Source organism: Streptomyces sp. NBC_00459 (assembly GCF_036013955.1).
Classification (GTDB): Bacteria; Actinomycetota; Actinomycetes; order Streptomycetales; family Streptomycetaceae; genus Streptomyces.
This window is the reverse complement of record NZ_CP107903.1, coordinates 5,382,602-5,405,424: the sequence shown is the minus strand read 5'-3', so window position 1 is coordinate 5,405,424 and position 22,823 is coordinate 5,382,602. Positions and strand designations below refer to the sequence as shown.

The window sequence follows — 22,823 nt, the reverse complement described above, 5'->3', positions numbered from 1 at the left end:
GTGGGGCTCCTCGGGAGCAGACGGGGGAGACGGGGAGATCGGGTGAGATGAACGGCAGTGCAATTGCTTGCATGTGCATCAACTACGGCCGTCCGGCCCTCCATTCCGGCCCGCCCCGGACGTCTGCTGTGATCCCGGTCACTGCGCGCGCCGCCAACTGGGAAGTCCCGCAAACGCCCGAGGGCGGCACCCTCCCCGTAAGGAGAAGATGCCGCCCTCGGTACGAAGGACGGTGATCAACCAGAGGTCGATCAGAAGTCCATGTCACCGCCCGGCATGCCGCCACCGGCGCCCGCGCCGGCACCGGCCTTCTCCGGCTTGTCGGCGATGACGGCCTCGGTGGTGAGGAAGAGCGCGGCGATGGAGGCCGCGTTCTGCAGCGCGGAGCGCGTCACCTTCGCCGGGTCGATGATGCCCTCGGCGATCATGTCGACGTACTCACCGGTCGCGGCGTTGAGGCCGTGGCCGACGGGAAGGTTGCGGACCTTCTCGACGATGACGCCGCCCTCGAGACCACCGTTGACGGCGATCTGCTTGAGCGGGGCCTCCAGGGCGAGACGCACGATGTTGGCGCCGGTCGCCTCGTCACCCGTCAGCTCGAGCTTCTCGAAGACCGAGGTGGCCTGGAGCAGGGCCACGCCACCACCGGCGACGATGCCCTCCTCGACGGCCGCCTTCGCGTTGCGAACGGCGTCCTCGATGCGGTGCTTGCGCTCCTTGAGCTCGACCTCGGTCGCGGCACCGGCCTTGATGACCGCAACACCGCCGGCGAGCTTCGCCAGGCGCTCCTGCAGCTTCTCGCGGTCGTAGTCGCTGTCCGAGTTCTCGATCTCGGCGCGGATCTGGTTGACCCGGCCGGCGACCTGGTCGGCGGAGCCGCCGCCGTCGACGATCGTGGTCTCGTCCTTGGTGATGACGACCTTGCGCGCACGGCCCAGGAGGTCCAGGGAGGTGTTCTCGAGCTTGAGACCGACCTCCTCGGAGATGACCTCGCCACCCGTGAGGATCGCGATGTCGTTCAGCATCGCCTTGCGGCGGTCACCGAAGCCCGGGGCCTTGACCGCGACGGACTTGAAGGTCCCGCGGATCTTGTTGACGACCAGGGTCGAGAGGGCCTCGCCCTCCACGTCCTCGGCGATGATCAGCAGCGGCTTGCCCGACTGCATGACCTTCTCCAGGAGCGGGAGCAGGTCCTTGACCGAGGAGATCTTGGAGTTCGCGATGAGGATGTAGGGGTCCTCGAGCGAGGACTCCATGCGCTCCATGTCGGTCGCGAAGTACGCCGAGATGTAGCCCTTGTCGAAGCGCATGCCCTCGGTGAGTTCCAGCTCCAGACCGAAGGTCTGGGACTCCTCGACGGTGATGACGCCTTCCTTGCCGACCTTGTCCATCGCCTCGGCGATGAGCTCGCCGATCTGCGTGTCGGCGGCGGAGATGGAGGCGGTCGAAGCGATCTGCTCCTTGGTCTCGACCTCCTTCGCCTGGTCGAGCAGCGCACCGGAGACGGCCTCGACGGCCTTCTCGATGCCGCGCTTCAGCGCCATCGGGTTCGCACCCGCGGCGACGTTGCGCAGTCCTTCGCGGACCAGCGCCTGGGCCAGGACAGTCGCGGTCGTCGTGCCGTCACCGGCTACGTCGTCCGTCTTCTTCGCGACTTCCTTGACCAGCTCGGCGCCGATCTTCTCGTACGGGTCCTCGAGCTCGATCTCCTTGGCGATGGAAACACCATCGTTGGTGATCGTGGGGGCGCCCCACTTCTTCTCGAGGACGACGTTTCGGCCCTTGGGGCCGAGGGTGACCTTGACGGCGTCGGCGAGCTGGTTCATCCCGCGCTCGAGACCGCGCCGTGCCTCCTCGTCGAACGCGATGATCTTGGCCATGTGAAGTGGTCCTCCCGGACTGGGGTGGATTGCTCCGGACCGCGCTGGCGCCCGCGACGGACGGCCTGCCTGCCCTGGTGGTTCCTTGCACCACCTGGCCTGCGGGCCTCACCCACCCGGTCCTTCAGTTGTCACTCTCACCTTCAGAGTGCTAACGCCAATGATTAGCACTCGCCCCTGCCGAGTGCAAGCGGCTCTCGAAGATCCGCAGGTGAACAGGGGGGTACCTACGGGCCGGTAGCCGTGCCGCCGGGCATGGAGACGGACATGCCGATGGGCCCGCACTCCGTGAGGTCCCACGAAGTACGAGCCCATCGAATCCTTCAACGAAGGAAGAAGAACGTCGCTTGCGGTGCGCCGGCGCGTTGCTTCAGCTGGTCGCCAGACGGACCATGTCCGCCTGCGGCCCCTTCTGGCCCTGCGAGATCTCGAAATCGACCCGCTGACCTTCCTCGAGGGTGCGGTAGCCGTCCATCTGAATCGCGCTGTAGTGGACGAAAACATCCGCACCACCGTCGACCGCGATGAAGCCGTACCCCTTCTCCGCGTTGAACCACTTGACGGTGCCCTGAGCCATGCCTAACTCCCCTATTACTGGCCCTTGCACGGATCCGCACTTCGCGAATCCGGGTCAGACCTCACCCCCCCAACCGGTGGAGGTGTGCGCCGGAACGCGTCGACCGCGGCCGAATGTATCTGTCCAACTGCCCTCTGCAACAGGTCAATCGGACGAGAAATCCGGGCACGCCAGGTCAGTAAATATGCGGAGAATTCACGCGGATTCAGGGCAACCCGGGCCCCACAAAGAGAACAAAAAACGCAAAAGGCCTGCACACTTTGGCTACTTCTCGTTGGGTGCACGGCAGGAATTAATACGCGTGTGACGAGCGAAGTGGTGCGGCTTCCCCAACTGTACCGCGCTCAACCATACAGAATTGCCCCCTCCGCTTCTCTCACGGAGGGGGCAATTCGATGAACTCTCGGTAATCGATGTTACCGACGGTTACTACTCGCGGGTATCAACAGGTCTCAGCCGCCGGCGACGGCCGGAATGATCGACACACCGGCACCGTCCGGCGTCGCCGTCTCCAGCCCCTGCTCGAAACGGACGTCGTCGTCGTTGACGTACACGTTGACGAAGCGCCGCAGCTTGCCCTGGTCGTCGAGCACCCGGGCGGCGATCCCCGTGTGGTTCTTCTCCAGATCGGCGATGACCTCGGCGAGGGTCCCGCCCTCTGCGGCCACCTCGGCCTGTCCACCGGTGTAGGTGCGGAGGATGGTAGGGATGCGGACAGAAACGCTCACGGTGAAAACCTCCGGTCAGGTGACATACCTAGGGGCGCGGGGCTGTGCTGAATGTGCGGCTACCGCCGCGTGTGCGCGACCAGCCCCCACGGGCCCGCGGACGAACGAAATACCTCTTACGCGAGTCCGGCCGCGTGGAACGACTCAAGGCTGGGCCGAATGGTCGCGGTCAGGCCGACATCGGCCACCGCGTCCAACGTCTTCAGACCGTCCCCGGTGTTCAGCACAACAGTGGTGAGGGTCGGGTCCAGCAACCCGTTCTCGATCAGCTTCTTCGCCACACCCACGGTCACCCCACCGGCGGTCTCCGCGAAGATCCCCTCCGTGCGCGCGAGCAGCCGAATCGCGTCGACGACCTGCTCATCGTTGACGTCCTCAACCGCTCCCCCCGTCCGCCGCGCGATGTCCAGCACGTACGGCCCGTCCGCCGGGTTGCCGATCGCCAGCGACTTGGCGATGGTGTTGGGCTTCTGCGGCCGTACGACGTCGTGCCCGGCCTTGTAGGCCACGGACACCGGCGAGCAGCCCTCCGCCTGGGCGCCGAAGATCTTGTACGGCTTGTCCTCGACGAGCCCGAGCTTGATCAGCTCCTGAAGACCCTTGTCGATCTTCGTGAGCTGCGACCCGGAGGCGATGGGCACGACGAGCTGGTCGGGCAGCTGCCAGCCGAGCTGCTCGCAGATCTCGTACGCCAGGGTCTTGCTGCCCTCCGCGTAGTACGGGCGCAGGTTGACGTTGACGAAGCCCCAGCCCTCGCCGGCCGGGTCGCCGATCAGCTCGGAGCAGAAGCGGTTCACGTCGTCGTAGTTGCCCTCGATGCCGATGAGCTCGCCGCCGTACACCGCGGCCATGACGACCTTGCCCTGCTCCAGGTCGTGCGGGATGAACACGCAGGAGCGGAACCCGGCGCGGGCGGCGGCGGCGCCGACGGCACCTGCCAGGTTGCCCGTGGAGGAGCAGGAGAGGGTGGTGAAGCCGAAGGCACGGGCGGCCTCGATGGCCTGGGCGACGACCCGGTCCTTGAAGGAGTGGGTCGGGTTGCCGGAGTCGTCCTTGACGAAGAGCTTGCCGACGTCGACACCCAGCTCACGGGCGAGATTGTCGGCCTTGACGAGCTTGGTCCAGCCGGGGTTGATGTTCGGCTTCTCGGCGACGTCCGCGGGGACGGGCAGAAGGGGCGCGTAGCGCCAGATGTTCGCGGGTCCCGCTTCGATGCGCTTGCGGAGTTCCTCGGTGTCGGCCGCCGAGTGGACGGCGAAGTCGTAGGCGATCTCCAGCGGGCCGAAACACTCCTCGCAGGCGAACACCGGACCGAGGGGGACTCGGTGACCGCATTCACGACAGGAGAGTGCGGCGGCGGGACCGAGATCAACAGGGGTGACGGAGCCGGAAGTGGTGCTCTCGACAGTTTGCGCAGCCATGGAGGCGAAGCCCTTTCCTCATCTTCCTCACGACGCGTTTCGCCATGAGACGGATTTGGCACCTTCCCGAGCCGGGGTCCTCGCCACATGAGATGCGACAGGATCGGCTGGAGGGTTGCCGGGGCTTCATCGGGCCGTATCCCTCTGCCCCTCTGGATGAGCGGTATGAAGTTGTGAGGTTGTGAACACCGGTGACCTCGGACATGCGATGGTCACCCGCGTTGTTCAAGACTGTAACCGAAGGCTTGGATGGTGGTGGGAGCCGTCCGAACCGCGAGATACCGCGACATCAGCCGCTGCCGCGGCGGGTCGCGCTTCTCCCCATGCAACGTAAGGGAGAGCCGCACGTGCTGGAAGACGCCGAGCGCTGGCTGAACACCCGCTCCTGGTCCGTTGACGACCGCCCGCTGAAGAAGATCGTCGCCGCGAAGCGTTCCTCGAACGCCACAGTGAGTGTCGTCCTGCCCGCGCTCAACGAGGAGGAGACGGTCGGCGAGATCGTCGCCGTCATCCGCCGTGACCTGATGCTGAGGGTCCCGCTCGTCGACGAGATCGTCGTCATCGACTCGGGATCGACCGACCGCACCTCCGAGGTGGCCGCCGCGGCGGGCGCCCGGGTCGTCCACCGCGACGACATCCTGCCGCGCCTCCCGGCCGTACCGGGTAAGGGCGAGGTGCTGTGGCGCTCGCTCCTGGTCACCAGCGGGGACATCGTCTGTTTCATCGACGCGGACCTGAAGGAGTTCTCGTCCGACTTCGTCTCCGGGATCGTGGGCCCGCTGCTCACGGACCCGGGTGTCGACCTCGTCAAGGCGATGTACGACCGTCCGCTCGGCGAGGCGGCCGGCCAGGGCGGCAGGGTGACGGAACTCATGGCCCGGCCCCTCCTCAACATGCACTGGCCGCAGCTGGCCGGCTTCGTCCAGCCGCTCGGCGGTGAGTACGCGGCCCGCCGCTCGCTCCTCGAACAGCTCCCGTTCCCCGTCGGCTACGGCGTGGAGCTGGGCATGCTGATCGACGCCCTGCACCTGGTCGGCCTGGACGCGTTGGCGCAGGTGGACGTGGGTGTGCGCAAGCACCGCCACCAGGACGGCCAGGCCCTGGGCCGGATGTCCGCCGCGATCTACCGCACCGCACAGCTCCGGCTGGCCCGGGGCCATCTGATCCGCCCCTCGATCACCCAGTTCGAGCGCGGCGAGGAGGGCTTCGAGCCACGTACGTACTCGGTGGACACGGAGGAACGCCCGCCGATGGCGGACGTCGCGGAGTACGCGCGAAGGAAAGCCGCGTAGGCCGGTACAGGCACAGGTGGGACCGGTAGTGGTACCGCTACCGGTCCTCCTGTGCGGGCTTGTATACGGCTGAGGCGTACATGTGTACGTTTGAGTGTTTCCGGGCCGGGCTAGGTTGAGGCGTATGGCTTCGACGCAAGGTGTGCAGAGTGGTCCGGGCGGATACCGAGTGCTGGTCGCGTCCAACCGCGGCCCGGTCACGTACGAGGTCCGTGAGGACGGCTCGCTGCACGCCCGGCGCGGCGGCGGCGGGCTGGTCTCCGGTCTGTCGGCGATCGGGTCGGACGCGGACTCCCTGTGGGTCTGCTCGGCCCTCGGCGACGGCGACCGCGAGGCGGTACGGCGCGGGGAGGCCGAGGCGGGCGTACGGATGCTCGCGATCCCGGCGGACGTGCACGAGGACGCGTACAACGGCATCGCCAACTCAGTGCTGTGGTTCGTGAACCACATGCTGTACCAGACCCCGCTGGAGCCGGTCTTCGACGCGGAGTTCCGGCGCCGGTGGGCGTCGTACGAGGCCTACAACCGCGCGTTCGCCCAGGCGCTGGCGGACGAGGCGGCGGAGGGCGCGTCGGTGGTGGTCCAGGACTACCACCTGAGCCTGGTCCCCGGGATGCTGCGCGAGCTGCGCCCCGACCTCCGCATCGGCCACTTCTCGCACACGCCGTGGGCACCGGCGGACTACTTCCGGATGCTGCCGTACGACATCTCCGAGCAGCTCCTGCGCGGCATGCTCGGCGCGGACCGCCTCGGCTTCCTCACCCGGCGGTGGGCCGACGCGTTCACCGCCTGCTGTACGGACCTGGTCGGCGGCGTCGGCGACACGCGGATCGGGGTGCACGGGCTGGGCGCGGACGCGGACTTCCTGCGCAGGCGCGCGCACGAGCCGGACGTCGAGGAGCGGATGGCCGCGTTGAGGGCCGAGATCGGCGGGGACGGCCGGAAGACGATCGTGCGGGTGGACCGTACCGAGCTGTCGAAGAACATCGTGCGGGGCCTGCTGGCGTACCGGCAGCTGCTGGAGGACCGCCCGGAGTGGCGGGAGCGGGTGGTCCACGTGGCGTTCGCGTACCCCTCCCGGCAGGATCTCGCCGTCTACCGCGACTACACGGCCGAGGTGCAGCGGGTCGCCGACGACATCAACTCGACATTCGGGAGCCCGGGTTGGACCCCGGTCGTGCTCCACGTCAAGGACGACTTCGCCCGTTCCCTGGCCGCCTACCGGCTCGCCGACGTGGCCCTCGTCAACCCCATCCGCGACGGCATGAACCTCGTCGCCAAGGAAATCCCGGTGGTCTCCGACGAGGGGTGCGCGCTGGTGCTGTCACGGGAGGCGGGGGCGTACGAGGAGCTGGGCGACGACGCGATCGTGGTGAACCCGTACGACGTGACGCAGACCGCGCGGGCGCTGGAGGAGGCGCTGAACATGCCGGCCGGCGAACGGGCGGAGCGCACGAAGCGGCTGGCCGCGGCGGCGACCGCGCTGCCGCCGGCCCAGTGGTTCCTGGATCAGCTGAACGCGCTCAGCGACTGACGACCGCCCGGCCGAGGGCCGTCAGCAGCTGTACGACGCCCGCGGGGCCGTCGACGACCAGGTCTGCGCGTTCCGCCAGTTCCGTCACCGCCTCGGTGGCGTTGCCGCTGCACACCAACAAGCCCGGGATGCCGTTCTGGCGGAGCTTCTCCACGGCCGCGAACGCCGGGAGGTCGCCGAGGTCGTCGCCCGCGTAGAGGACGGAGGTGGCGCCGGTCTCGCGGACGTACTCCTGGAGGGCGACGCCCTTGTCCATGCCGGGTGGGCGCAGCTCCAGTACGAGGCGGCCAGGTTCGACGATGAGTCCGTGGCGGGTGGCGAGGTCGGCGAGGGGCTCGCGCAGGGCCTCGAACGCGGCCTGGGGGTCCGCCGCGCGCCGCGTGTGGACGGCGACGGCCCGGCCCTTCTCCTCGATCCAGGTGCCCTGCCAGGCGCCGAACCGTTCGAGGAACCCGGGCAGTTCGGCGCGGACGGCGGCGACGCCGGGATGCGGGGCGGGGGCGCTGACCGTGCCGGTCACGGCGTCCCAGCGTTCGGTGCCGTAGTGGCCGAGGACTACGAGGTGCTCCAGACCGGGCACACCCGCGAAACCTCCGTGCCGGACCGCGACACCGGCGGGCCGGCCGGTGAGGACGGCGACGGAGGCGACCTCGGGGGCGAGGGCGGAGAGGGCGGGAAGCGTGTCGGGGTGGGCGCGGGCCTGCTCGGGGTCGGCCACGATCGGAGCGAGGGTCCCGTCGAAGTCGAGGACGACGACGGCACCGGCGGGATTCGCGAGGACGGCATCCAGCCCGTCACGGCCGGCCTGCGTCAGAGGTGTGGGCAGGGAGTCCATGGGTGCGACCCTATCGGGCAGCACCCTTCAGCCCGTCCGGCGTTTGAGGACGAGCGCGTTCAGCGCGAAGGGGGGTCTGGGGGCACAGCCCCCAGGTGGCGTGACCTACCGCTCCCCCCGCCTGGCCTCCCGCACCCTCCGCAACCTGTTCACCGTCACCGGATCGCACGCCAGCGCCCGCTCGTCGTCCAGCAGCGCGTTGAGCAGTTGGTAGTAGCGCACCGGCGCCAACCCCAGCTCCTCCCGGATCGCCCGCTCCTTCGCCCCCGGCCCCGTGAACCCCCGGCGCTCCAGCGCGAGAATGTCCTGTTCCCGTCGCTCCAGCTGCTCCCCGTCCATGGAAGAAACCGTAGCCCCCGCCGCTGACATCCGGATTCACTGTGCGGCCTCCTCCGCCGCCGTGGCCCGCTCGATGCCCTGCCCGCCTACTCGGCGCTCTCCTCCGAGTTGGCCTGCTTCTGCAGGTCGGTGAGGACCGTCGCCGGGTCGCCGTCCGTCGTGAACGCCGTACCGATCCGTTCCTTGATGTCCGCGCTGACCTGTGCCCAGGACGTCTTGCCGACCGGGTAGAGCTGGGCGGTCGGGAGCTCTTCGAGGAAGGGGGCGAGGTCCTTGTCCCGGGCGGCGGTGGACATGGTCTTCGAGGCGGAGGTGGTGACCGGCAGAAGGTCGTACTCGCGGGAGAAGGCGAGCACGTTCTTCTCGTCGTAGACGAAGTCGAGGAAGTCGCCGGCCTCGCTCCGGTGGCCGTTCTTCTTGAAGGCCATCATCCAGTCGGCGACACCCATCGTGGACCGCGTCGAGTCCTTCTGGCCCGGCATCGGCACCATGCCGACGTCCACCCCCTTGGCCGCCGCGGTCTTCATCAGCGAGGGATGGCCGTTGAGCATGCCGACCTCACCGCGTGCGAAGGCGGCGAAGGCGGCGGCCCGGTTGAGCTTGCCCGGGGCGACGGGCCCGGTGAGGCCCTTGTCGACGAGTTCGTCCTTGAGCCAGGTGAACGTCTTGATGTTCTGCGGGGAGTCGATGCCGTAGGTGCCGACCTCGCTGGTGTAGCCGTCACCGCCGCTGAGCAGCCACTGCATCGCCTCGGCCTGCGCCTCCTCGGGCCCGAGCGGGAGGGCGTACGGGTACCGCACACCCTCCTCCTTCAGCGCGGCGGCGTCGGCCGCCAGCTCGCTCCAGGTGGTGGGCGGGGTGAGGCCGGCCTCGGTGAAGAGCTTCTTGTTGTAGAAGAGGAGGCGGGTGGAGGCGGCGAAGGGCATGCCGTACTGGGTGCGGCTGACCTTTCCGGCGTCGGCCAGATGGGCGACGAAGTCCGCCTGCGTCGGGATGGAGAGCAGGTCGTCGGCCTGGTACAGCTCGCCCTTGGCCGCGTAGTCGGCGTATGCGCCGATCTGCGCCAGGTCGGGTGTGTCACCGGCGGCGACCATCTCCTTGACCTTGCGGTCGACGTCGTTCCAGGAGTAGACGCTGACGTCGACCCGCACGTCCGGGTGGGTGTCCTCGTACTCAGCGACGAGGTTGTCCCAGTACTTCTGGGAGCTGTTGGCGCCGGAGTCGCCGTAGTCGGCGGCGACCAGCTTCAGGGTGACCTCACCCGAGCCGGTTCCTCCGCAGCCGCCGAGTACCGCCGTCATCCCGAGGGCGGACACCGCCGCGATCATGCCTGTCCTACGCCGCTGCACCACAGAATCCCAACTCGTCGTTCACATACATGTTCATTGGTACGTTCAATTTCTTCGCCATATAAGGTCTACACCACGTAAGTGGACTAGACCTCTTCCGGGTCTACGGGCCACACTGTTCCCGTGAGACATGTCATCGCCCTCGACGTGGGCGGCACCGCGATGAAAGCCGCCCTCATCGGGCCGGACGGCGCCCTGCTCCACCGGGCGCGCCGGGCGACCGGACGCGAGCGCGGCCCCGAAGCCGTCGTGGCCGAGATCCTCGGCTTCGCCGCCGACCTGCGCGCCCACGGCATCGCCCACCTCGGCGAGAGCGCCGCTGCCGCCGGAGTCTCCGTCCCCGGCATCGTCGACGCCGACCGCGGCCTCGCCGTCTACGCGGCGAACCTCGGCTGGCGTGACGTACCCCTGCGCGACCTGCTCACGGAACGGCTGGGCCTGCCGGTCGCCCTCGGCCACGACGTCCGGACGGGCGGGCTCGCGGAGGGCCGGCTCGGGGCCGGCCAGGGAGCGGACCGCTTCTTCTTCGTCGCCCTCGGCACCGGAATCGCGGGCGCGATCGGCATCGACGGCCGGGTCGAGGCGGGCGCACACGGCTTCGCGGGCGAGATCGGCCACATCGTCGTACGGCCCGGCGGGATCCCGTGTCCGTGCGGCCGGCGCGGCTGTCTGGAGCGGTACGCGTCGGCGTCGGCGGTGAGCGAGGCGTGGGCCGCCGCGTCCGGCACCCCGGGCGCGGACGCGGCGGACTGCGCCAGGGCCGTCGACTCCGGCGACCCGCTCGCCCGCCAGGTCTGGCAGCACGCGATCGACGCCCTCGCCGACGGCCTGGTCACCGCCCTCACCCTCCTCGACCCCCGCACCCTGATCATCGGCGGCGGCCTGGCGGAAGCGGGGGACACCCTGTTCACACCGCTGCACACCGCCGTCCAGGAACGGATCACCTTCCAGAAGCTCCCGGTCATCGCCCCCGCAGCCCTCGGAGACACGGCAGGCTGCCTGGGCGCGGGCCTGCTGGCGTGGGATCTCCTGACCATTACCGACCCCGACCTCACGGAGGCATCCGCCTGATGGCAACAAACCCAAGGGCCGGGGTCCCAGCCAGGGCGACGGCACCCATGGCAACGGACTCAGCGGCAGCCCACCCAGGGGCGCGGGGATCTGCGCGACCAGCCCCCACGGGCCCGCACACTCCCCACAACCTGGTGCTCAGGGGCGCCAAAGCCGTACTCCCCACGGGAATCACCGACGGCGCCCAACTCACCGTCGAGGGAACCAAGTTCACCGAGCGCCCGCACGAGAACGCCCACGAGATCGACGTGAGCGGCCACTGGCTGATCCCCGGCTTCGTCGACCTCCACAACCACGGCGGAGGCGGAGCCTCCTTCACCTCGGGCACCGCGGAGGACATCCTCAAGGGCGTCCACACCCACCGGACCCACGGCACCACCACCCTCGTCGCAAGCACCGTCACCGGCGACATGGACACCCTCACCGCCCAGGCCGGCCTCCTCTCCGAACTCGCCGAACAGGGCGACATCGCCGGCGTCCACTTCGAGGGCCCCTTCATCTCGCCCTGCCGCAAGGGCGCCCACTCCGAGGCGCTGCTGCGCGACCCGGACCCGGCGGAGGTCCGCAAGCTGATCGACGCGGCGCGCGGCCGGGCCAGCATGGTCACCCTCGCCACCGAACTCCCCGGCGGCCTCGACTCCGTACGGCTGCTCGTCGAGCACGGTGTCCTCGCGGCGATCGGGCACACCGACGCGACGTACGAGCAGACAGTGGAGGCCATCGACGCGGGCGCCACCGTCGCCACGCACCTCTTCAACGCGATGCCCTCCCTCGGCCACCGCTCCCCCGGCCCGATCACCGCTCTCCTCGAAGACGACCGCGTCACCGTCGAACTCATCAACGACGGCACGCACTTGCACCCCGCGGCCCTCCAACTCGCGTTCCACCACGCGGGCGCGGACCGCGTGGCGTTCATCACCGACGCGATGGACGCGGCCGGCTTCGGCGACGGCCGCTATCTGCTCGGCCCGCTGGAGGTCGAGGTCAGCGAGGGTGTGGCGCGGCTGGTCGAGGGCGGTTCGATCGCGGGCTCGACACTCACGCTGGACCGCGCCTTCAAGCGGGCGGTCACCGTCGACCGGCTCCCGGTCACGGACGTGGTCGCCGCCCTGTCCGCCAACCCCGCCCGGCTGCTGGGGATGTACGACCGGGTGGGCTCCCTGGAACCGGGCAAGGACGCGGACCTGGTCCTGCTGGACGCGGACTTCACGGTCAAGGGAGTGATGCGCAAGGGAAGTTGGGTGGTGAAGCCCCAACTGCCTTGACCGCAGGGGCGAGCAGGCGAGAAGGGTGAGGCCACCTCGGCGTGAAACCGGCCGCGGCGGCCACCGGAAGCGTTCGCTTCCGGTGGCCGCCGCGGCCGTTACACCACTTCGGTAGGGCTCAGCTGGACTTGACCCAGCCCTCCACCAACCACATCTGGTCGAGCAGGGCGTCGCACTGGTTGCCCTGTTCGCACGAGATCTTGATGGTGTTGGTGCCCTTGTTGAGCTGGACGTAGTTGTAGGTCTTCGTCCAGCCCTTCGCGTAGTCGCCCTCGGCGGCGCCCGTCCAGTTCTTCAGGTCGACGGGCGTGTCGGAAGCCGTGCCGTTGACCGCGAGGGTGGCGGTGGCGTCCTTGCCGGGGACGCTGTAGCCGACGTACACGCTGTACTTGCCGGACTTGGGGATGCCGTTGATGGTCCAGGTCACCGAGGCGCCCACCTGGTTGAACCCCGCCACGTAGATGCCGTCGGCCGCCTGCGCACCCTTGACCTCGGACGTCACCGTCGTGCCGCCCTCAAGCTTCAGGGCCTTCGCGTCGATCTTGGGGAGTTCGCCCGAGGCCGCCACCGAGCTGGTGCTCGACGGGCTCGGCTCGGCGCTCTGCCCGGTCGTCGGGGTCGGGTCGGCCTCGGTGCCCTTCTCCTTGTCGTCGCCGCCCATCATGGCCACGCCGATACCGATGACGACCGCGGCGACCACCGCGATGGCACCGATCAGCAGTCCCTTGGTGTTGGGGCCCGAGCCCCGTCCGCCTCTGCCGCCGCCGTTGCTGTACGCGGGCTGCTGCGGGGCCGCGGGGCCGCCGCCGAAGGCCTCGGGTGCCTGGTAGTGGGTGTTCGTGCCGCCGTACACCCCCTGCTGCTGCGGGATCGCCTGGCCGTACTGCGCGGTCGGGGCGGTCTGGCCGTACGCCGGCTGCTGGCCCTGGCCGGGCGCCTGCCCCGGGGCCGCCTGCGGGCTGTACTGGCGCTCGCCGACGGGCCGCACCCGGCCGACCGAGTTCGGGTAGCCGTAGCCGCTGCTCGGCGGCTGAGCTCCGTTGGCCCGCCCGTCTTCGTACAGGTAGCCGAACGGATCTTCGTCCTCGGGCGTGCTCGCGCCGCTGTTGCCGGGCGTCATCCCTTGGTCTCCTCAACAGGTGCGGGGTGGGACTACTGCGGGGGTGGGGACCACAAGGTGTTGCGAGGTCCTGGAAACACGCAATGCGAAACATGCAATGTGAATAGCGAGCCTACCCGCTCCCACTGCCCCAAACGGGTGACTCCGGCGGCACAGAGCCGCTACAAGATCGCTACAGGGCCGCACAGGGCCACTGATCTGGTGATCATCCCGCGCGGCGGTGCTGTTTGGGACGGGATCGTTTCTCGATGTACATCCGCTCGTCGGCCGACTTCAGGACTTCGTCCGCCGTCATCCCGCAGTGTGCCCACCCGATGCCGAAGCTCGCGCCGACCCGCATCGCGCGGCCGTCGACCCTGACGGGCTGGATGATCTCGTTGCGCAGACGTACGGCGAGGTCCTGGGCGTCGGCCCGGCCGAGGCCGTCGGCGAGGACCACGAACTCGTCGCCGCCGAGCCTGGCCACCGTGTCGCCGTCGCGCACGGCCCCGCTGAGCCGCCGGGCCACCTCGATCAGCACCGCGTCACCGGCGTTGTGCCCGAAGCGGTCGTTGATCGACTTGAAGCCGTCGAGGTCGCAGAAGAGGACCGCCAGCCCCTTCGTCCCGTCGTCCTGCTCGCCCTCGGGGGCGACGGTGTGGACGTGGTGGTCGTACGCGCCGTACGCCTCGGGGGCGGTGCGGAAGTCGAAACCGTGGCCGTTCACGTCGTACGGCTGGAGTCCGCCGTCCGGCACGGGCGCCGGCGCCGTCGTGTACTGGTCGTGCGTGCCGTAGGGGTCCAGCTGACCGTGGCCGTAGGCCGCGTCGACCGACTCGACCAGGCCGGGCGCCGTCGTCTGCGGGCGCTGACAGAGGCGGGAGCTGAGCCGGGCGCGCAGTTCGGCGGAGTTGGGCAGACCGGTGAGGGAGTCGTGGGAGGCGCGGTGGGCGAGCTGGAGCTCGCGGCGCTTGCGCTCCTCGATGTCCTCGACGTGGGTGAGCAGGAAGCGCGGGCCGTCGGTGGCGTCCGCGACGACGGAGTTGCGCAGCGACACCCACAGATACGTGCCGTCCCGGCGGGCGAGCCGGAGTTCGGTGCGCCCGCCCTCGGCGGAGGTGCGCAGCAGGGTGCCTATGTCCTCGGGGTGCACGAGGTCGGAGAAGGAGTAGCGGCGCATCGCGGAGGCGGGGCGGCCGAGCAGTCGGCACAGGGCGTCGTTGGTGCGGAGTATTCGCCCGTGCTGGTCGCCGCCCATCTCGGCGATGGCCATGCCGGAGGGGGCGTACTCGAAGGCCTGCCGGAAGCTTTCCTCGCTGGCCCGCAGCGCCTGCTGCTCACGTTCGAGTCTGACCAGTGCCCGCTGCATATTCGCGCGTAGACGTGCGTTGCTGATGGCGATGGCTGCCTGGAACGCGTACATCTGGAGCGCTTCTTTGCCCCATGCGCCCGGCCGGCGGCCGTTGCGCGGCCGGTCCACGGACAGCACGCCGATCAGTTCGCCGCAGGTGCCGCCGGGCACGCTCGGGGTGAACATCGGGGCGAAGAGCCGGTCCGAGGGGTGCCACTCGTCCTCGAAGCGGGGGGCGGGGCCGTCGGTGTACCACTGCGGGACGTCGTCGTCGTCGAGGACCCAGCCCTCGGTGTGCGGTATGAAGACCAGGTCGCCCCAGGTCTCACCCATGGCGAGCCGGCGTTCCCAGGAGTCGCGCGAGCCGACCCGGCCGGTGATGAGGGCCTCGGCGGCGGAGTTCCCGGCGAAGGCGGCGACGACGAGATCGCCGTCGGGGCGGACGAGGTTGACGCACGCCAACTCGTAGCCGAGGCCGTTGACGACGCCGTCGGCGACGGTCTGAAGGGTGTCCGCCAGACTGCGCGCGGTGTTCATGTCCGCCATGACCTGGTGCAGTTGCCGCAAGGTCGCGAGACGGACATACGGCTCCTGGTCGGTCTCCATTTGCCCTCCTTCCGCCTACCTCACCTTTCCCGCCACTGAATCACAGCGCGCTGCCCACTCGGTACACAGGGTCAACAAAAAAGGTCACCTGTGACTCAAGTCACAACGAAAGATGAGCAATTGAGTGGAGTTTCTGAGTTCTCCCTGTGCGTTTACTGAACGCAAACTTTGTATCCGTGCGGATACTACGAGCGAGGATACGGCCGGGGAGAAGTCGGCGGGGCCGTTCCCGATCATTGGGCGTCGGTCCGGAGTCCTAGGTCCGGGTTCGGGCGCTGGTCCGATGCGGCGACACAGGAGCGGCGAATAGCTTTTCCATGTGCCGACTCCCTCCGCCGTACCCACCGTGTCCACCACATCCGTCGCTACCGCCCCCCGCGCCACCACCGTCTCCGCTCCCGCCGGGCATCCTGGTGGAGTGAGCAACGACGACTTCCGCGCCGCGATGTCCCGCCTGGCCTCGGGAGTGGTCCTGGTGACCGCGCAGGAGCCATCCCTCGACCCGGACGACCCGCACGCACCCGGCGGTGAGGACGTCGGCATGACGGCGACCGCCTTCCTGTCGGTCTCCCTGGACCCGCCCCTGGTCATGGTCAGCGTGCGCGAGGGCTCCCGGATGGACGACCTGCTCGCCGAGCAGCCCCTGTGGGCGGTCTCCGTCCTCTCCGACAACCAGCGGCACATCGCGGGCCGGTTCGCGATGAAGAACCGCATCAGCGACCGCCTCCTCTTCGAGGACCTCCCGGTCGTCCGGGGCGAGGCGTCCGGCGCCCCGCTGCTGGGCGGCGCCCTGGCGACCCTGGAGTGCCGGACGGAACAGCTGGTGACGGCCGGCGACCACACCCTGGTGATCGGCCGCGTCCTGACGGCTACCGCACCGAACGCGGACGCCGGCCCCCTGGCGTACTTCCGCGGCCGCTACCGACAGCTGGGCTGAAGCCGGGCTGACGGGAAACTCCCTGGTCACACCGGTGCCGGGCGCCTTAACTTTGCCCGTATGACGAACGACACGCTCCGGCTGGAGCGGATCAGCTCCGACAACTTCGACGCGGCCGTCGCCGTACGGGTCCGCCCGGACCAGGAACACGCGGTCGACCCGGTCGTGAAGTCGCTGGCCGAGGCGTACATCCATCCGCGCACCGCCTGGCCCCGGCTGATCCTCGACGGCGAGCGGCCCGTCGGCTTTCTCATGGCCTTCTTCGACATCGCCTGGGACGGCACCGGCGCCGACCTGCGCTCCGGCCTGTGGCGCCTGAACATCGCGGCCGACGAACAGGGCAAGGGCTACGGCCGCTTCGCCGTCGAGTCCGTCGCCGCCGAGATCCGCCGCCGCGGGGGCACCGACCTCTACGTCACCTGGCACCCCGGTCCGACCGGCCCCGAGCCCTTCTACCTGGGCCTGGGCTTCAGCCCCACCGGAGAGACCAGCGGCGGCCAGACGGTCGGGGTACTGAAACCCACCTAGCCGACCGCTTCGACCTTTTCGTGTACGAACGTGAATGACGGGACTCGCCCCCGGCGCCCGGCGCCGGGCCGAACCGAGCATTCGGTCGGTGACGGCACCCAGATGACTTCGGCGGGATTCGAATCACTCGGCGAGAAATTCTTTTCCGGAGCGGTTCCGCGGTTCTTTTTCCCGCCCGTCCGGAAATTCACGATCGTTCATCCGCCACCCGGTCGACGACCGGTCACCGACTAACCCCAGTCCCGTCCCGTACGGCCCCGCTTCACATCCGCGCGTGCCTTCTTCTGCCGCAACCGGCGTTCGTTGATTCCGCGCGGGATTCGGGTCGGGGTACGGGGCTTGGGCGGCGGTGCGGTGGCCTCCGCGAGGAGGGCGGCCAGACGTACGGCGGCCGTCTCACGGTTGCGCCACTGCGAGCGGTGCTCGGAGGAGCGGACGGTGACGACTCCGTCGACGAGCCGGCCGGCGAGACGCTCCAGCGCGCGCTGCTTCCAGACCTCGGGCAGCACCTCGGTGTTCGCGAGGTCGAAGCTCAGCTCCACCTTCGAGTCACTGGTGTTGACGTGCTGCCCGCCCGGCCCGCCGGACCGCGAGAAACGCCACATGAGCTCGGCCTCGGGGAGCGAGACGGAGCCACGGATGAGGTAGGGACCGGACATGCCCACCATGGTCGCGCGGCTGTCCGGTCCACGTCACCCCGTTTTCGCCACGACAGCCGTCACGGAAGGTAAAGAAAGTAAAGACGCGGAACCTTCGGGACCCCCGTCGGCGTTCATGGGAGTGACGGTAGCTTCGTCCCGTAAGGGACACCGCACCGCACGCACGTACGTCAACGAGGGAAGGACTCCCAACAATGGCTGTAAGCCTGTCCAAGGGTGGCAACGTCTCGCTCACCAAGGAGGCTCCGGGCCTGACCGCCGTCACCGTGGGCCTCGGCTGGGACGTCCGCAGCACCACCGGCACGGACTTCGACCTCGACGCCTCGGCGATCGCGGTCAACGCGACGGGCAAGGTCTTCTCGGACGGCCACTTCGTCTTCTTCAACAACAAGCAGACCCCGGACGGCACGATCGTCCACACCGGCGACAACCGCACGGGCGAGGGCGCGGGCGACGACGAGGCGATCAAGGTCAACCTCGCCGGCCTCCCGGCCGACATCGACAAGATCGTCTTCCCGGTCTCGATCTACGACGCGGAGAACCGCTCGCAGAACTTCGGCCAGGTCCGCAACGCCTACATCCGCATCCTGAACGAGGCCGGCGGCGCCGAGATCGCCCGCTACGACCTGTCGGAGGACGCGGCGACGGAGACGGCGATGGTCTTCGGCGAGCTGTACCGCAACGGCGCGGAGTGGAAGTTCCGCGCGGTCGGCCAGGGCTACGCCTCGGGCCTCGTGGGCATCGCCCAGGACTTCGGCGTCAGCGTCTGAGCCGACACCCGAGCCGCACAAGGCAGCTGAAAAGCCCCCGGCCGAGCGCGAGTTTTGGCGCTTGGACCGGGGGCTTTCGCGCGCCCGCACATAGGGATATCCCCAGGCTTCCGAAGACTGCTGGAAACTTCAAGAACAGGCGCCCTACGCTCCCCCCTCGTAAGCCCCCGAACGACAGAAGCCCACGATCTACGCTTACGAGAGACGGAGACCCCTCACCCATGCCGTCCTTATCGGACGAGCACTGTCCGCCCGGAACCAGCCCCGGCAGTGCTCCCCCCACCGTCCTGATGGACAACCAGGCCCTCGACGAGTTCCTCGCCGCCGCCGTCGGCGAGTACCAGCTCATCACCGCCGACGCCCCCCTCCCCTGCTTCGCACTCCTGCTCGGCACCCCGGGCCCCGGCACGCTGCACATCGAACGCGTCGCCTTCGGCCGCAACGCCCGCTCCTCCGACCCGGCGGCCCGCCTCGAGTTCAGCGAGACGATCGTCCCCCGGTTCGGCCCGGCGTACGAGAACGAGCACCGCGGCTGGTGGATCGACTCCCGCGATCTCCTCAAGGCCTCCCACGACGCCGAGGCACTCGGCCTGGAACTGCTCGGCTCCATCCACATGCACCCCGACTGGCACCGGATAGGCCCGCCGCACGAACGCACCCTCGTCCTCAGCGAACGCCCCACCCCGATGGACGAGCACACCTTCCGCAACACGGCCTGGCCCATCAACATCGTCTGCTACCTGGAACGCCGGGGCGATGTCTTCTACCACGCCCTGGCCGCCTGGTCCCCGCCCCCGACTGCCGCCCCGGACAGGGCCTGCACCGAACTCCCCCTACGCATCCGCACACGAACCAAGGTCGGGGTATAACCACGATGACGACACACAACGGCAGTCCCACCATCGGCGCCAACGGCAGCAGCGACCCCGCCGACGACGCGATCCGCGCCCTGTGGGAGACCATGGCCCGCGGCTGGGCGGCAGGCGACGCCACGCTGTTCGCCGCGAGCTTCGCGACGGACTGCGACTTCACGACCGTACGAGGCGACAAGCCGCCGGGCCGCGCGGGCATCGAGGCCGGCCACGACCGCCTCTTCCGCACCCAGTACGCCGGCACCCGCCTCGACGCCCGGGTGACGGCCGTACGACACCTGCGCCCGGGCCTCGCCACGGTCGAGGCGGAGTCGACGGTCCGCGCCGCCGACGGCACGGCCCTGGCCTCGACCCACGCCCTGGCCGTCGTCGAACGGACGGGGACACACGACGGCCCCGACCTCTGGCAGGTCGTCGCCTTCCACAACATGATCCCGGCCACCGCGCCCGCCGGATCCGCCGCACCCGAGCCCGCCAAGGCGGCCCCCGTCGCCTCCGAACCGGCGAAGGCCCCCACCGAGACCGGCCGCCCGAAGATGCGGCACCTCGCCATCGTGGCCCGGGACCCTGAGCGGCTGGCCGAGTTCTACAGCTCCGTCTTCTCGATGGAGCTGTTCCACCGTGACCCCGACGGCAGTTGCTTCCTCTCCGACGGCCACCTCTCCCTCGCCCTCATCAAGCACCGGCTCGACGGCGACACCCCGGTCGGCATGAACCACTTCGGCTTCCACATCGCCGACACGGCGGCCACCTCGGCGGCACTGATCGAGAAGGGCGCGGACAAACCGGCAGAGCGCTTCACCGACCGTCCCTTCGCCGAGTACCGCGCGATGGACCCGGAGGGCAACTGGTTCGACCTCTCGGAACACGGATTCGGCGGGCCGCGCACGCCGGGAGACTCCTGAGGTCTGAGATCCGAGGTCTGATTCCTTGCCCGTGGGCCTGTTCGCCCGCCCGGTTCGTGGGGCGGGGACACAGGTTCACGGGCGCCGATCCCGTCGTGACACCATCACCTCCGTGCTCGATATCGGTTACGCCCTCTCCAACCGCTTCCCGGACCCCCCGCAGACCGACTACCGCCGCGCGGACGTCCACACACTCCGCCACGACCTGTTCTGCGGAGACGTCTACCTCGCCGACACCAAGGCGGACCGGGAACTGTCCACAGCCTGGGGATGGGTGCCGGTGCTCGACTTCGCGTGGGCGCTGTGCGACATCGTGGAGCAGCTGGACCAGGATCCCGCGGGCTCCCGCGCCTCCCGTCCCCAGTACGCGGAACTGGACTTCACCGAGTCCACCGACCGCATGCTGTTCAAGCGCCGCTTCGGATGGGTGGACATCGAGTCCGACTGGATGCCGGCGGAGGAGCCCCCGCTCAACTTCTCCCACGCGGAACTCCGCAAGGAGGCACGGGACTTCCTCCACGACGTACTGGCCGACCTGACCGACCTGCACGACGCGCTCGGCGAGAACCCGGCGATCTGGACCCTCCAGGCACGCTTCCCGAGGGTGCCCTGACCGACAGCGACAGCCCGGGAATCCCGCCCCCGCCTACTCCACCCGCACCCCCAACTCCGCCGCGAACACCTCCGCCAGATCGAGCAGCTGCACCGGACTGATCACCGCCCCCGCCAACCGGTCCACCCCCCGCGCGAACCCCAGCTCAGCGGCCCGCCGCAAATCCACATCGCTCAGCCGCGCGGCGCTGAAGTCCGCCCCCTTCAGCACACAGTCCACGAACTCCACCCGCTCCAGCACCGCGCCCCCGAAGTCCGGCTCCACCAGCACGCACCCCTCGAAGACGACGTCCTTCAGCTTCGCCTCGCGCAGGTTCAGATAGTCGATCTTCCCGCCACGCACCACCACCCGCTCCAGCACAGCCCCGTGCAACTGCACCCCGCCCAGCCGGGCATCGACCAGCTCCACATCACGCAGCGTCGACTCGGCGAGGTTCGTGCCGACCCCCCGTATGCCCGTGAGGACCGAGTCCAGCAGCCGGGCGTGGTGCAGCCGTGTCTCGTCCAGCGCACACCCCGTCAGCGCGCAGTCCATGAACCGGGCACCCCCGCCGTCCTGCCCGGCGAGGTCGATCTCCCGGAACTCCAGCCCGTCGTAGTCCCCGTCCGCCTCCAACCCCCCGCCACCGAACGGCTCCAGCACCGGCAACCGCACCTCCGGCCGCCGAGCCGCCCTCACCCCGGACCCGGAACCCGTCGTACCACCCGCTCCGCCCACGCCACCCACCACTCGCCTCGCCATGCCCCCATCCTGCACCTCACCACTGACAATCCCCCTGACCTGCGCAAACCCATCTCCCGCCACCCCCATGTCACATTCCGCCCCCGCGATCCGTCGTACCGACGGAAAGCAGAAGGCAGCAAGGCGAAGGCGCCCACCACAGGGAGACGCAGACATGCACCCGGTCCGTACTCACACCCGAACCCGAACCCGTAGCCGCACCCCGCTCACCGTCGTCGGCGGCGGCTTCGCCGGCCTCACCGCCGCCATCGCCGCCGCCGAGGCGGGCGCCAAGGTCACCGTGTACGAGGCCCATCACACCCTCGGCGGCCGGGGCCGCACCGCCGAGGAGCCGTACCGCACCAACGAGGGCCCGCACGCCCTCTACAGCGGCGGCCCGCACTGGACCTGGCTCACCCGACGCGACCTGATCGGCCCCCTCGCCCCGCTCCCGCCCCTCGAAGCCGCCCGCTTCCACTTCCGCCACCAGGGCGCCCTGCGCCGCACCCCACCCCTCGCGATGCTGAAGCTGCTCCGCCACAGCGCCCAACAGGCGCCCGTGGACGTCGACTTCATGACCTGGGCCACCGAGCAGGCGGGCGAAAGAGGCGCCCGGGCCGCCGCGCACTACTCAGCCGTCGCCCTCTTCCACCACGACCCCGGCACCCTGTCCGCGGCCTTCGTGCAGGAGCGGCTGCGCCGCGCCGCCGCCCTCCCGCCCGAGGCCCACTACCCGCGTGGCGGCTGGGCCAGCGTGATCGACCGCATGGCCGCCCGCGCCTGGAACCTGGGCGTACGGATGGAGACCCTGTCCCGCGTCGACACACTCCCCAAGGACACCCCCGTCATCGTCGCCACCTCCCTCGACGCCGCCCGGCGCCTTCTGCGCGACGACACCCTCACCTGGCCCGGCACCCGTACGGTCCTCCTCGACCTCGCCCTGCGGACCCGGCGCGGCGACCCCTTCGTCGTCTCCGACCTGGACGCACCCGGCTGGCTGGAACGCTTCACCGCACAGGACCGCACCCTCGCCCCGGCCGGCGAACAGCTTCTGCAGGGCCAGTTCCCGATCGGCCCGCACGCCTCCCGCGCCGAGGGCATCGCCCGCGCCGAACAACTGCTCGATCTCGCCTTCGACGGCTGGCGCGACCGCGTCACCTGGCGCCGCGAAGCCACCGCCAACGGCCGCACCGGCGCGGTCGACCACCCCGGGACGAGCTGGCGCGACCGGCCCGCGATCCAACGCGGCAACGGTGTCTACCTCGCGGGCGATCAGGTCGCCGCCCCCGGCGTCCTCGCCGAGGTCTCGTTCAACAGCGCGCTGACCGCCGTATCACTGGCGCTGGCACTGGACACCCGACGAAACCACGACCGCCTCGACCCTCCCAACCCCCTTGACCTCAAGCATGCTTGAGGTCGAAAAGTGGGACTCCCACGGCACCACGCCGAACCACCCACCCGGCCACACACCG

The 22,823-nt window shown here is 69.6% G+C and carries 22 protein-coding genes and 1 riboswitch; of the genes, 11 read left to right on the top strand and 11 right to left on the bottom strand.

The genetic code is table 11. The annotated features are described in order from the left end of the window. Positions 1 to 251 precede the first annotated feature (251 nt). From groL to thrC, 4 genes are all read right to left on the bottom strand, one after another. A complete protein-coding gene (groL, locus tag OHN74_RS23845) occupies positions 252 to 1,880 on the bottom strand; it encodes a chaperonin GroEL (RefSeq protein ID WP_327696593.1) in 1,629 nt (542 codons plus the stop codon). 370 nt (positions 1,881 to 2,250) lie between these two features. Then, complete coding sequence (locus tag OHN74_RS23840; protein ID WP_019057200.1) at positions 2,251 to 2,457, bottom strand: cold-shock protein; 207 nt, start codon at positions 2,455 to 2,457, stop codon at positions 2,251 to 2,253. Positions 2,458 to 2,909: 452 nt separating this feature from the next. After that, positions 2,910 to 3,185 (bottom strand): MoaD/ThiS family protein, encoded by a 276-nt coding sequence (locus OHN74_RS23835; RefSeq protein WP_053746535.1) that lies wholly within the window; start codon positions 3,183 to 3,185, stop codon positions 2,910 to 2,912. 116 nt (positions 3,186 to 3,301) lie between these two features. Continuing rightward, positions 3,302 to 4,606, bottom strand: coding sequence for a threonine synthase (thrC, locus tag OHN74_RS23830; RefSeq protein WP_327696592.1), 1,305 nt, complete (start codon positions 4,604 to 4,606; stop codon positions 3,302 to 3,304). A gap of 15 nt (positions 4,607 to 4,621) precedes the next feature. Next, positions 4,622 to 4,769, bottom strand: a riboswitch (SAM riboswitch). 184 nt (positions 4,770 to 4,953) lie between these two features. Here thrC and OHN74_RS23825 point away from each other — a divergent pair. Further along, on the top strand, positions 4,954 to 5,898 hold the full coding sequence (locus OHN74_RS23825; RefSeq protein WP_327696591.1) for a glucosyl-3-phosphoglycerate synthase: 945 nt from the start codon (positions 4,954 to 4,956) through the stop codon (positions 5,896 to 5,898). A 124-nt stretch (positions 5,899 to 6,022) separates the two neighbouring features. Continuing rightward, positions 6,023 to 7,432: an alpha,alpha-trehalose-phosphate synthase (UDP-forming) gene (locus tag OHN74_RS23820; RefSeq protein WP_327696590.1), complete on the top strand. Its 1,410-nt coding sequence runs from the start codon at positions 6,023 to 6,025 to the stop codon at positions 7,430 to 7,432. On the opposite strand, the gene otsB is transcribed toward OHN74_RS23820, so the two are convergent. The 3 genes from otsB to OHN74_RS23805 form a co-directional block, all read right to left on the bottom strand. Further along, positions 7,422 to 8,267: a trehalose-phosphatase gene (otsB, locus tag OHN74_RS23815; RefSeq protein WP_327696589.1), complete on the bottom strand. Its 846-nt coding sequence runs from the start codon at positions 8,265 to 8,267 to the stop codon at positions 7,422 to 7,424. The two genes, OHN74_RS23820 and otsB, sit on opposite strands and share 11 nt — an antisense overlap. A 105-nt stretch (positions 8,268 to 8,372) precedes the next feature. Further along, entirely contained in the window at positions 8,373 to 8,606 is a 234-nt protein-coding gene (locus tag OHN74_RS23810; protein WP_327696588.1) for a DUF3263 domain-containing protein, read from the bottom strand. 86 nt (positions 8,607 to 8,692) lie between these two features. Beyond that, positions 8,693 to 9,955, bottom strand: a complete 1,263-nt coding sequence (locus OHN74_RS23805; RefSeq protein ID WP_443060434.1) for an extracellular solute-binding protein — start codon at positions 9,953 to 9,955, stop codon at positions 8,693 to 8,695. 123 nt (positions 9,956 to 10,078) lie between these two features. On the opposite strand from OHN74_RS23805, the gene OHN74_RS23800 reads away from it, so the two are divergent. Then, a complete protein-coding gene (locus OHN74_RS23800) occupies positions 10,079 to 11,026 on the top strand; it encodes an ROK family protein (protein ID WP_327696586.1) in 948 nt (315 codons plus the stop codon). A gap of 134 nt (positions 11,027 to 11,160) precedes the next feature. Next, positions 11,161 to 12,291, top strand: a complete 1,131-nt coding sequence (gene nagA / locus OHN74_RS23795) for an N-acetylglucosamine-6-phosphate deacetylase (RefSeq protein WP_327696585.1) — start codon at positions 11,161 to 11,163, stop codon at positions 12,289 to 12,291. A gap of 118 nt (positions 12,292 to 12,409) precedes the next feature. Here nagA and OHN74_RS23790 read toward each other — a convergent pair whose 3' ends face one another. Both OHN74_RS23790 and cdgB read right to left on the bottom strand, forming a co-directional pair. Then, complete coding sequence (locus OHN74_RS23790) at positions 12,410 to 13,411, bottom strand: CBM35 domain-containing protein (RefSeq protein WP_327696583.1); 1,002 nt, start codon at positions 13,409 to 13,411, stop codon at positions 12,410 to 12,412. Positions 13,412 to 13,616: 205 nt separating this feature from the next. After that, positions 13,617 to 15,347 carry a diguanylate cyclase CdgB gene (gene cdgB / locus OHN74_RS23785; protein WP_327696582.1) on the bottom strand — a complete coding sequence of 577 codons (1,731 nt, stop codon included), beginning with the start codon at positions 15,345 to 15,347 and terminating at the stop codon, positions 13,617 to 13,619. Between the two features lie 445 nt (positions 15,348 to 15,792). Between cdgB and OHN74_RS23780 the strand changes: the two genes are divergently transcribed. Then, a complete protein-coding gene (locus OHN74_RS23780; RefSeq protein WP_443060570.1) occupies positions 15,793 to 16,284 on the top strand; it encodes a flavin reductase family protein in 492 nt (163 codons plus the stop codon). A 60-nt stretch (positions 16,285 to 16,344) separates the two neighbouring features. Next, a complete protein-coding gene (locus OHN74_RS23775) occupies positions 16,345 to 16,812 on the top strand; it encodes a GNAT family N-acetyltransferase (RefSeq protein ID WP_327696581.1) in 468 nt (155 codons plus the stop codon). Between the two features lie 230 nt (positions 16,813 to 17,042). On the opposite strand, the gene arfB is transcribed toward OHN74_RS23775, so the two are convergent. Next, entirely contained in the window at positions 17,043 to 17,480 is a 438-nt protein-coding gene (gene arfB, locus OHN74_RS23770) for an alternative ribosome rescue aminoacyl-tRNA hydrolase ArfB (protein ID WP_327696580.1), read from the bottom strand. Between the two features lie 185 nt (positions 17,481 to 17,665). Between arfB and OHN74_RS23765 the strand changes: the two genes are divergently transcribed. The 4 genes from OHN74_RS23765 (at position 17,666) to OHN74_RS23750 (ending at position 20,631) form a co-directional block, all read left to right on the top strand. Next, entirely contained in the window at positions 17,666 to 18,241 is a 576-nt protein-coding gene (locus tag OHN74_RS23765; RefSeq protein ID WP_327696579.1) for a TerD family protein, read from the top strand. Between the two features lie 221 nt (positions 18,242 to 18,462). Continuing rightward, positions 18,463 to 19,110 carry a hypothetical protein gene (locus OHN74_RS23760; protein WP_327696578.1) on the top strand — a complete coding sequence of 216 codons (648 nt, stop codon included), beginning with the start codon at positions 18,463 to 18,465 and terminating at the stop codon, positions 19,108 to 19,110. A gap of 5 nt (positions 19,111 to 19,115) precedes the next feature. Further along, positions 19,116 to 20,018, top strand: a complete 903-nt coding sequence (locus OHN74_RS23755; protein ID WP_327696577.1) for an SgcJ/EcaC family oxidoreductase — start codon at positions 19,116 to 19,118, stop codon at positions 20,016 to 20,018. Between the two features lie 112 nt (positions 20,019 to 20,130). Further along, on the top strand, positions 20,131 to 20,631 hold the full coding sequence (locus tag OHN74_RS23750) for a hypothetical protein (RefSeq protein WP_327696576.1): 501 nt from the start codon (positions 20,131 to 20,133) through the stop codon (positions 20,629 to 20,631). Positions 20,632 to 20,664: 33 nt separating this feature from the next. On the opposite strand, the gene OHN74_RS23745 is transcribed toward OHN74_RS23750, so the two are convergent. Further along, entirely contained in the window at positions 20,665 to 21,372 is a 708-nt protein-coding gene (locus tag OHN74_RS23745; protein WP_327696575.1) for a pentapeptide repeat-containing protein, read from the bottom strand. 154 nt (positions 21,373 to 21,526) lie between these two features. Between OHN74_RS23745 and OHN74_RS23740 the strand changes: the two genes are divergently transcribed. Continuing rightward, positions 21,527 to 22,765 carry an NAD(P)-binding protein gene (locus tag OHN74_RS23740; RefSeq protein ID WP_327696574.1) on the top strand — a complete coding sequence of 413 codons (1,239 nt, stop codon included), beginning with the start codon at positions 21,527 to 21,529 and terminating at the stop codon, positions 22,763 to 22,765. Positions 22,766 to 22,823: the final 58 nt, after the last annotated feature.

Bases quoted from the DNA above. Each gene is read 5' to 3' on its own strand.
- OHN74_RS23745 (WP_327696575.1), bottom strand. From the start codon at position 21,372: ATGGCGAGGCGAGTGGTGGGTGGCGTGGGCGGAGCGGGTGGTACGACG.
- arfB (WP_327696580.1), bottom strand. From the start codon at position 17,480: ATGGTGGGCATGTCCGGTCCCTACCTCATCCGTGGCTCCGTCTCGCTC.
- OHN74_RS23790 (WP_327696583.1), bottom strand. From the start codon at position 13,411: ATGACGCCCGGCAACAGCGGCGCGAGCACGCCCGAGGACGAAGATCCG.
- OHN74_RS23760 (WP_327696578.1), top strand. From the start codon at position 18,463: ATGCCGTCCTTATCGGACGAGCACTGTCCGCCCGGAACCAGCCCCGGC.
- thrC (WP_327696592.1), bottom strand. From the start codon at position 4,606: ATGGCTGCGCAAACTGTCGAGAGCACCACTTCCGGCTCCGTCACCCCT.
- OHN74_RS23765 (WP_327696579.1), top strand. From the start codon at position 17,666: ATGGCTGTAAGCCTGTCCAAGGGTGGCAACGTCTCGCTCACCAAGGAG.
- OHN74_RS23810 (WP_327696588.1), bottom strand. From the start codon at position 8,606: ATGGACGGGGAGCAGCTGGAGCGACGGGAACAGGACATTCTCGCGCTG.
- groL (WP_327696593.1), bottom strand. From the start codon at position 1,880: ATGGCCAAGATCATCGCGTTCGACGAGGAGGCACGGCGCGGTCTCGAG.
- cdgB (WP_327696582.1), bottom strand. From the start codon at position 15,347: ATGGAGACCGACCAGGAGCCGTATGTCCGTCTCGCGACCTTGCGGCAA.
- OHN74_RS23755 (WP_327696577.1), top strand. From the start codon at position 19,116: ATGACGACACACAACGGCAGTCCCACCATCGGCGCCAACGGCAGCAGC.
- otsB (WP_327696589.1), bottom strand. From the start codon at position 8,267: ATGGACTCCCTGCCCACACCTCTGACGCAGGCCGGCCGTGACGGGCTG.
- OHN74_RS23820 (WP_327696590.1), top strand. From the start codon at position 6,023: ATGGCTTCGACGCAAGGTGTGCAGAGTGGTCCGGGCGGATACCGAGTG.
- OHN74_RS23840 (WP_019057200.1), bottom strand. From the start codon at position 2,457: ATGGCTCAGGGCACCGTCAAGTGGTTCAACGCGGAGAAGGGGTACGGC.
- OHN74_RS23780 (WP_443060570.1), top strand. From the start codon at position 15,793: ATGTCCCGCCTGGCCTCGGGAGTGGTCCTGGTGACCGCGCAGGAGCCA.
- OHN74_RS23775 (WP_327696581.1), top strand. From the start codon at position 16,345: ATGACGAACGACACGCTCCGGCTGGAGCGGATCAGCTCCGACAACTTC.
- OHN74_RS23740 (WP_327696574.1), top strand. From the start codon at position 21,527: ATGCACCCGGTCCGTACTCACACCCGAACCCGAACCCGTAGCCGCACC.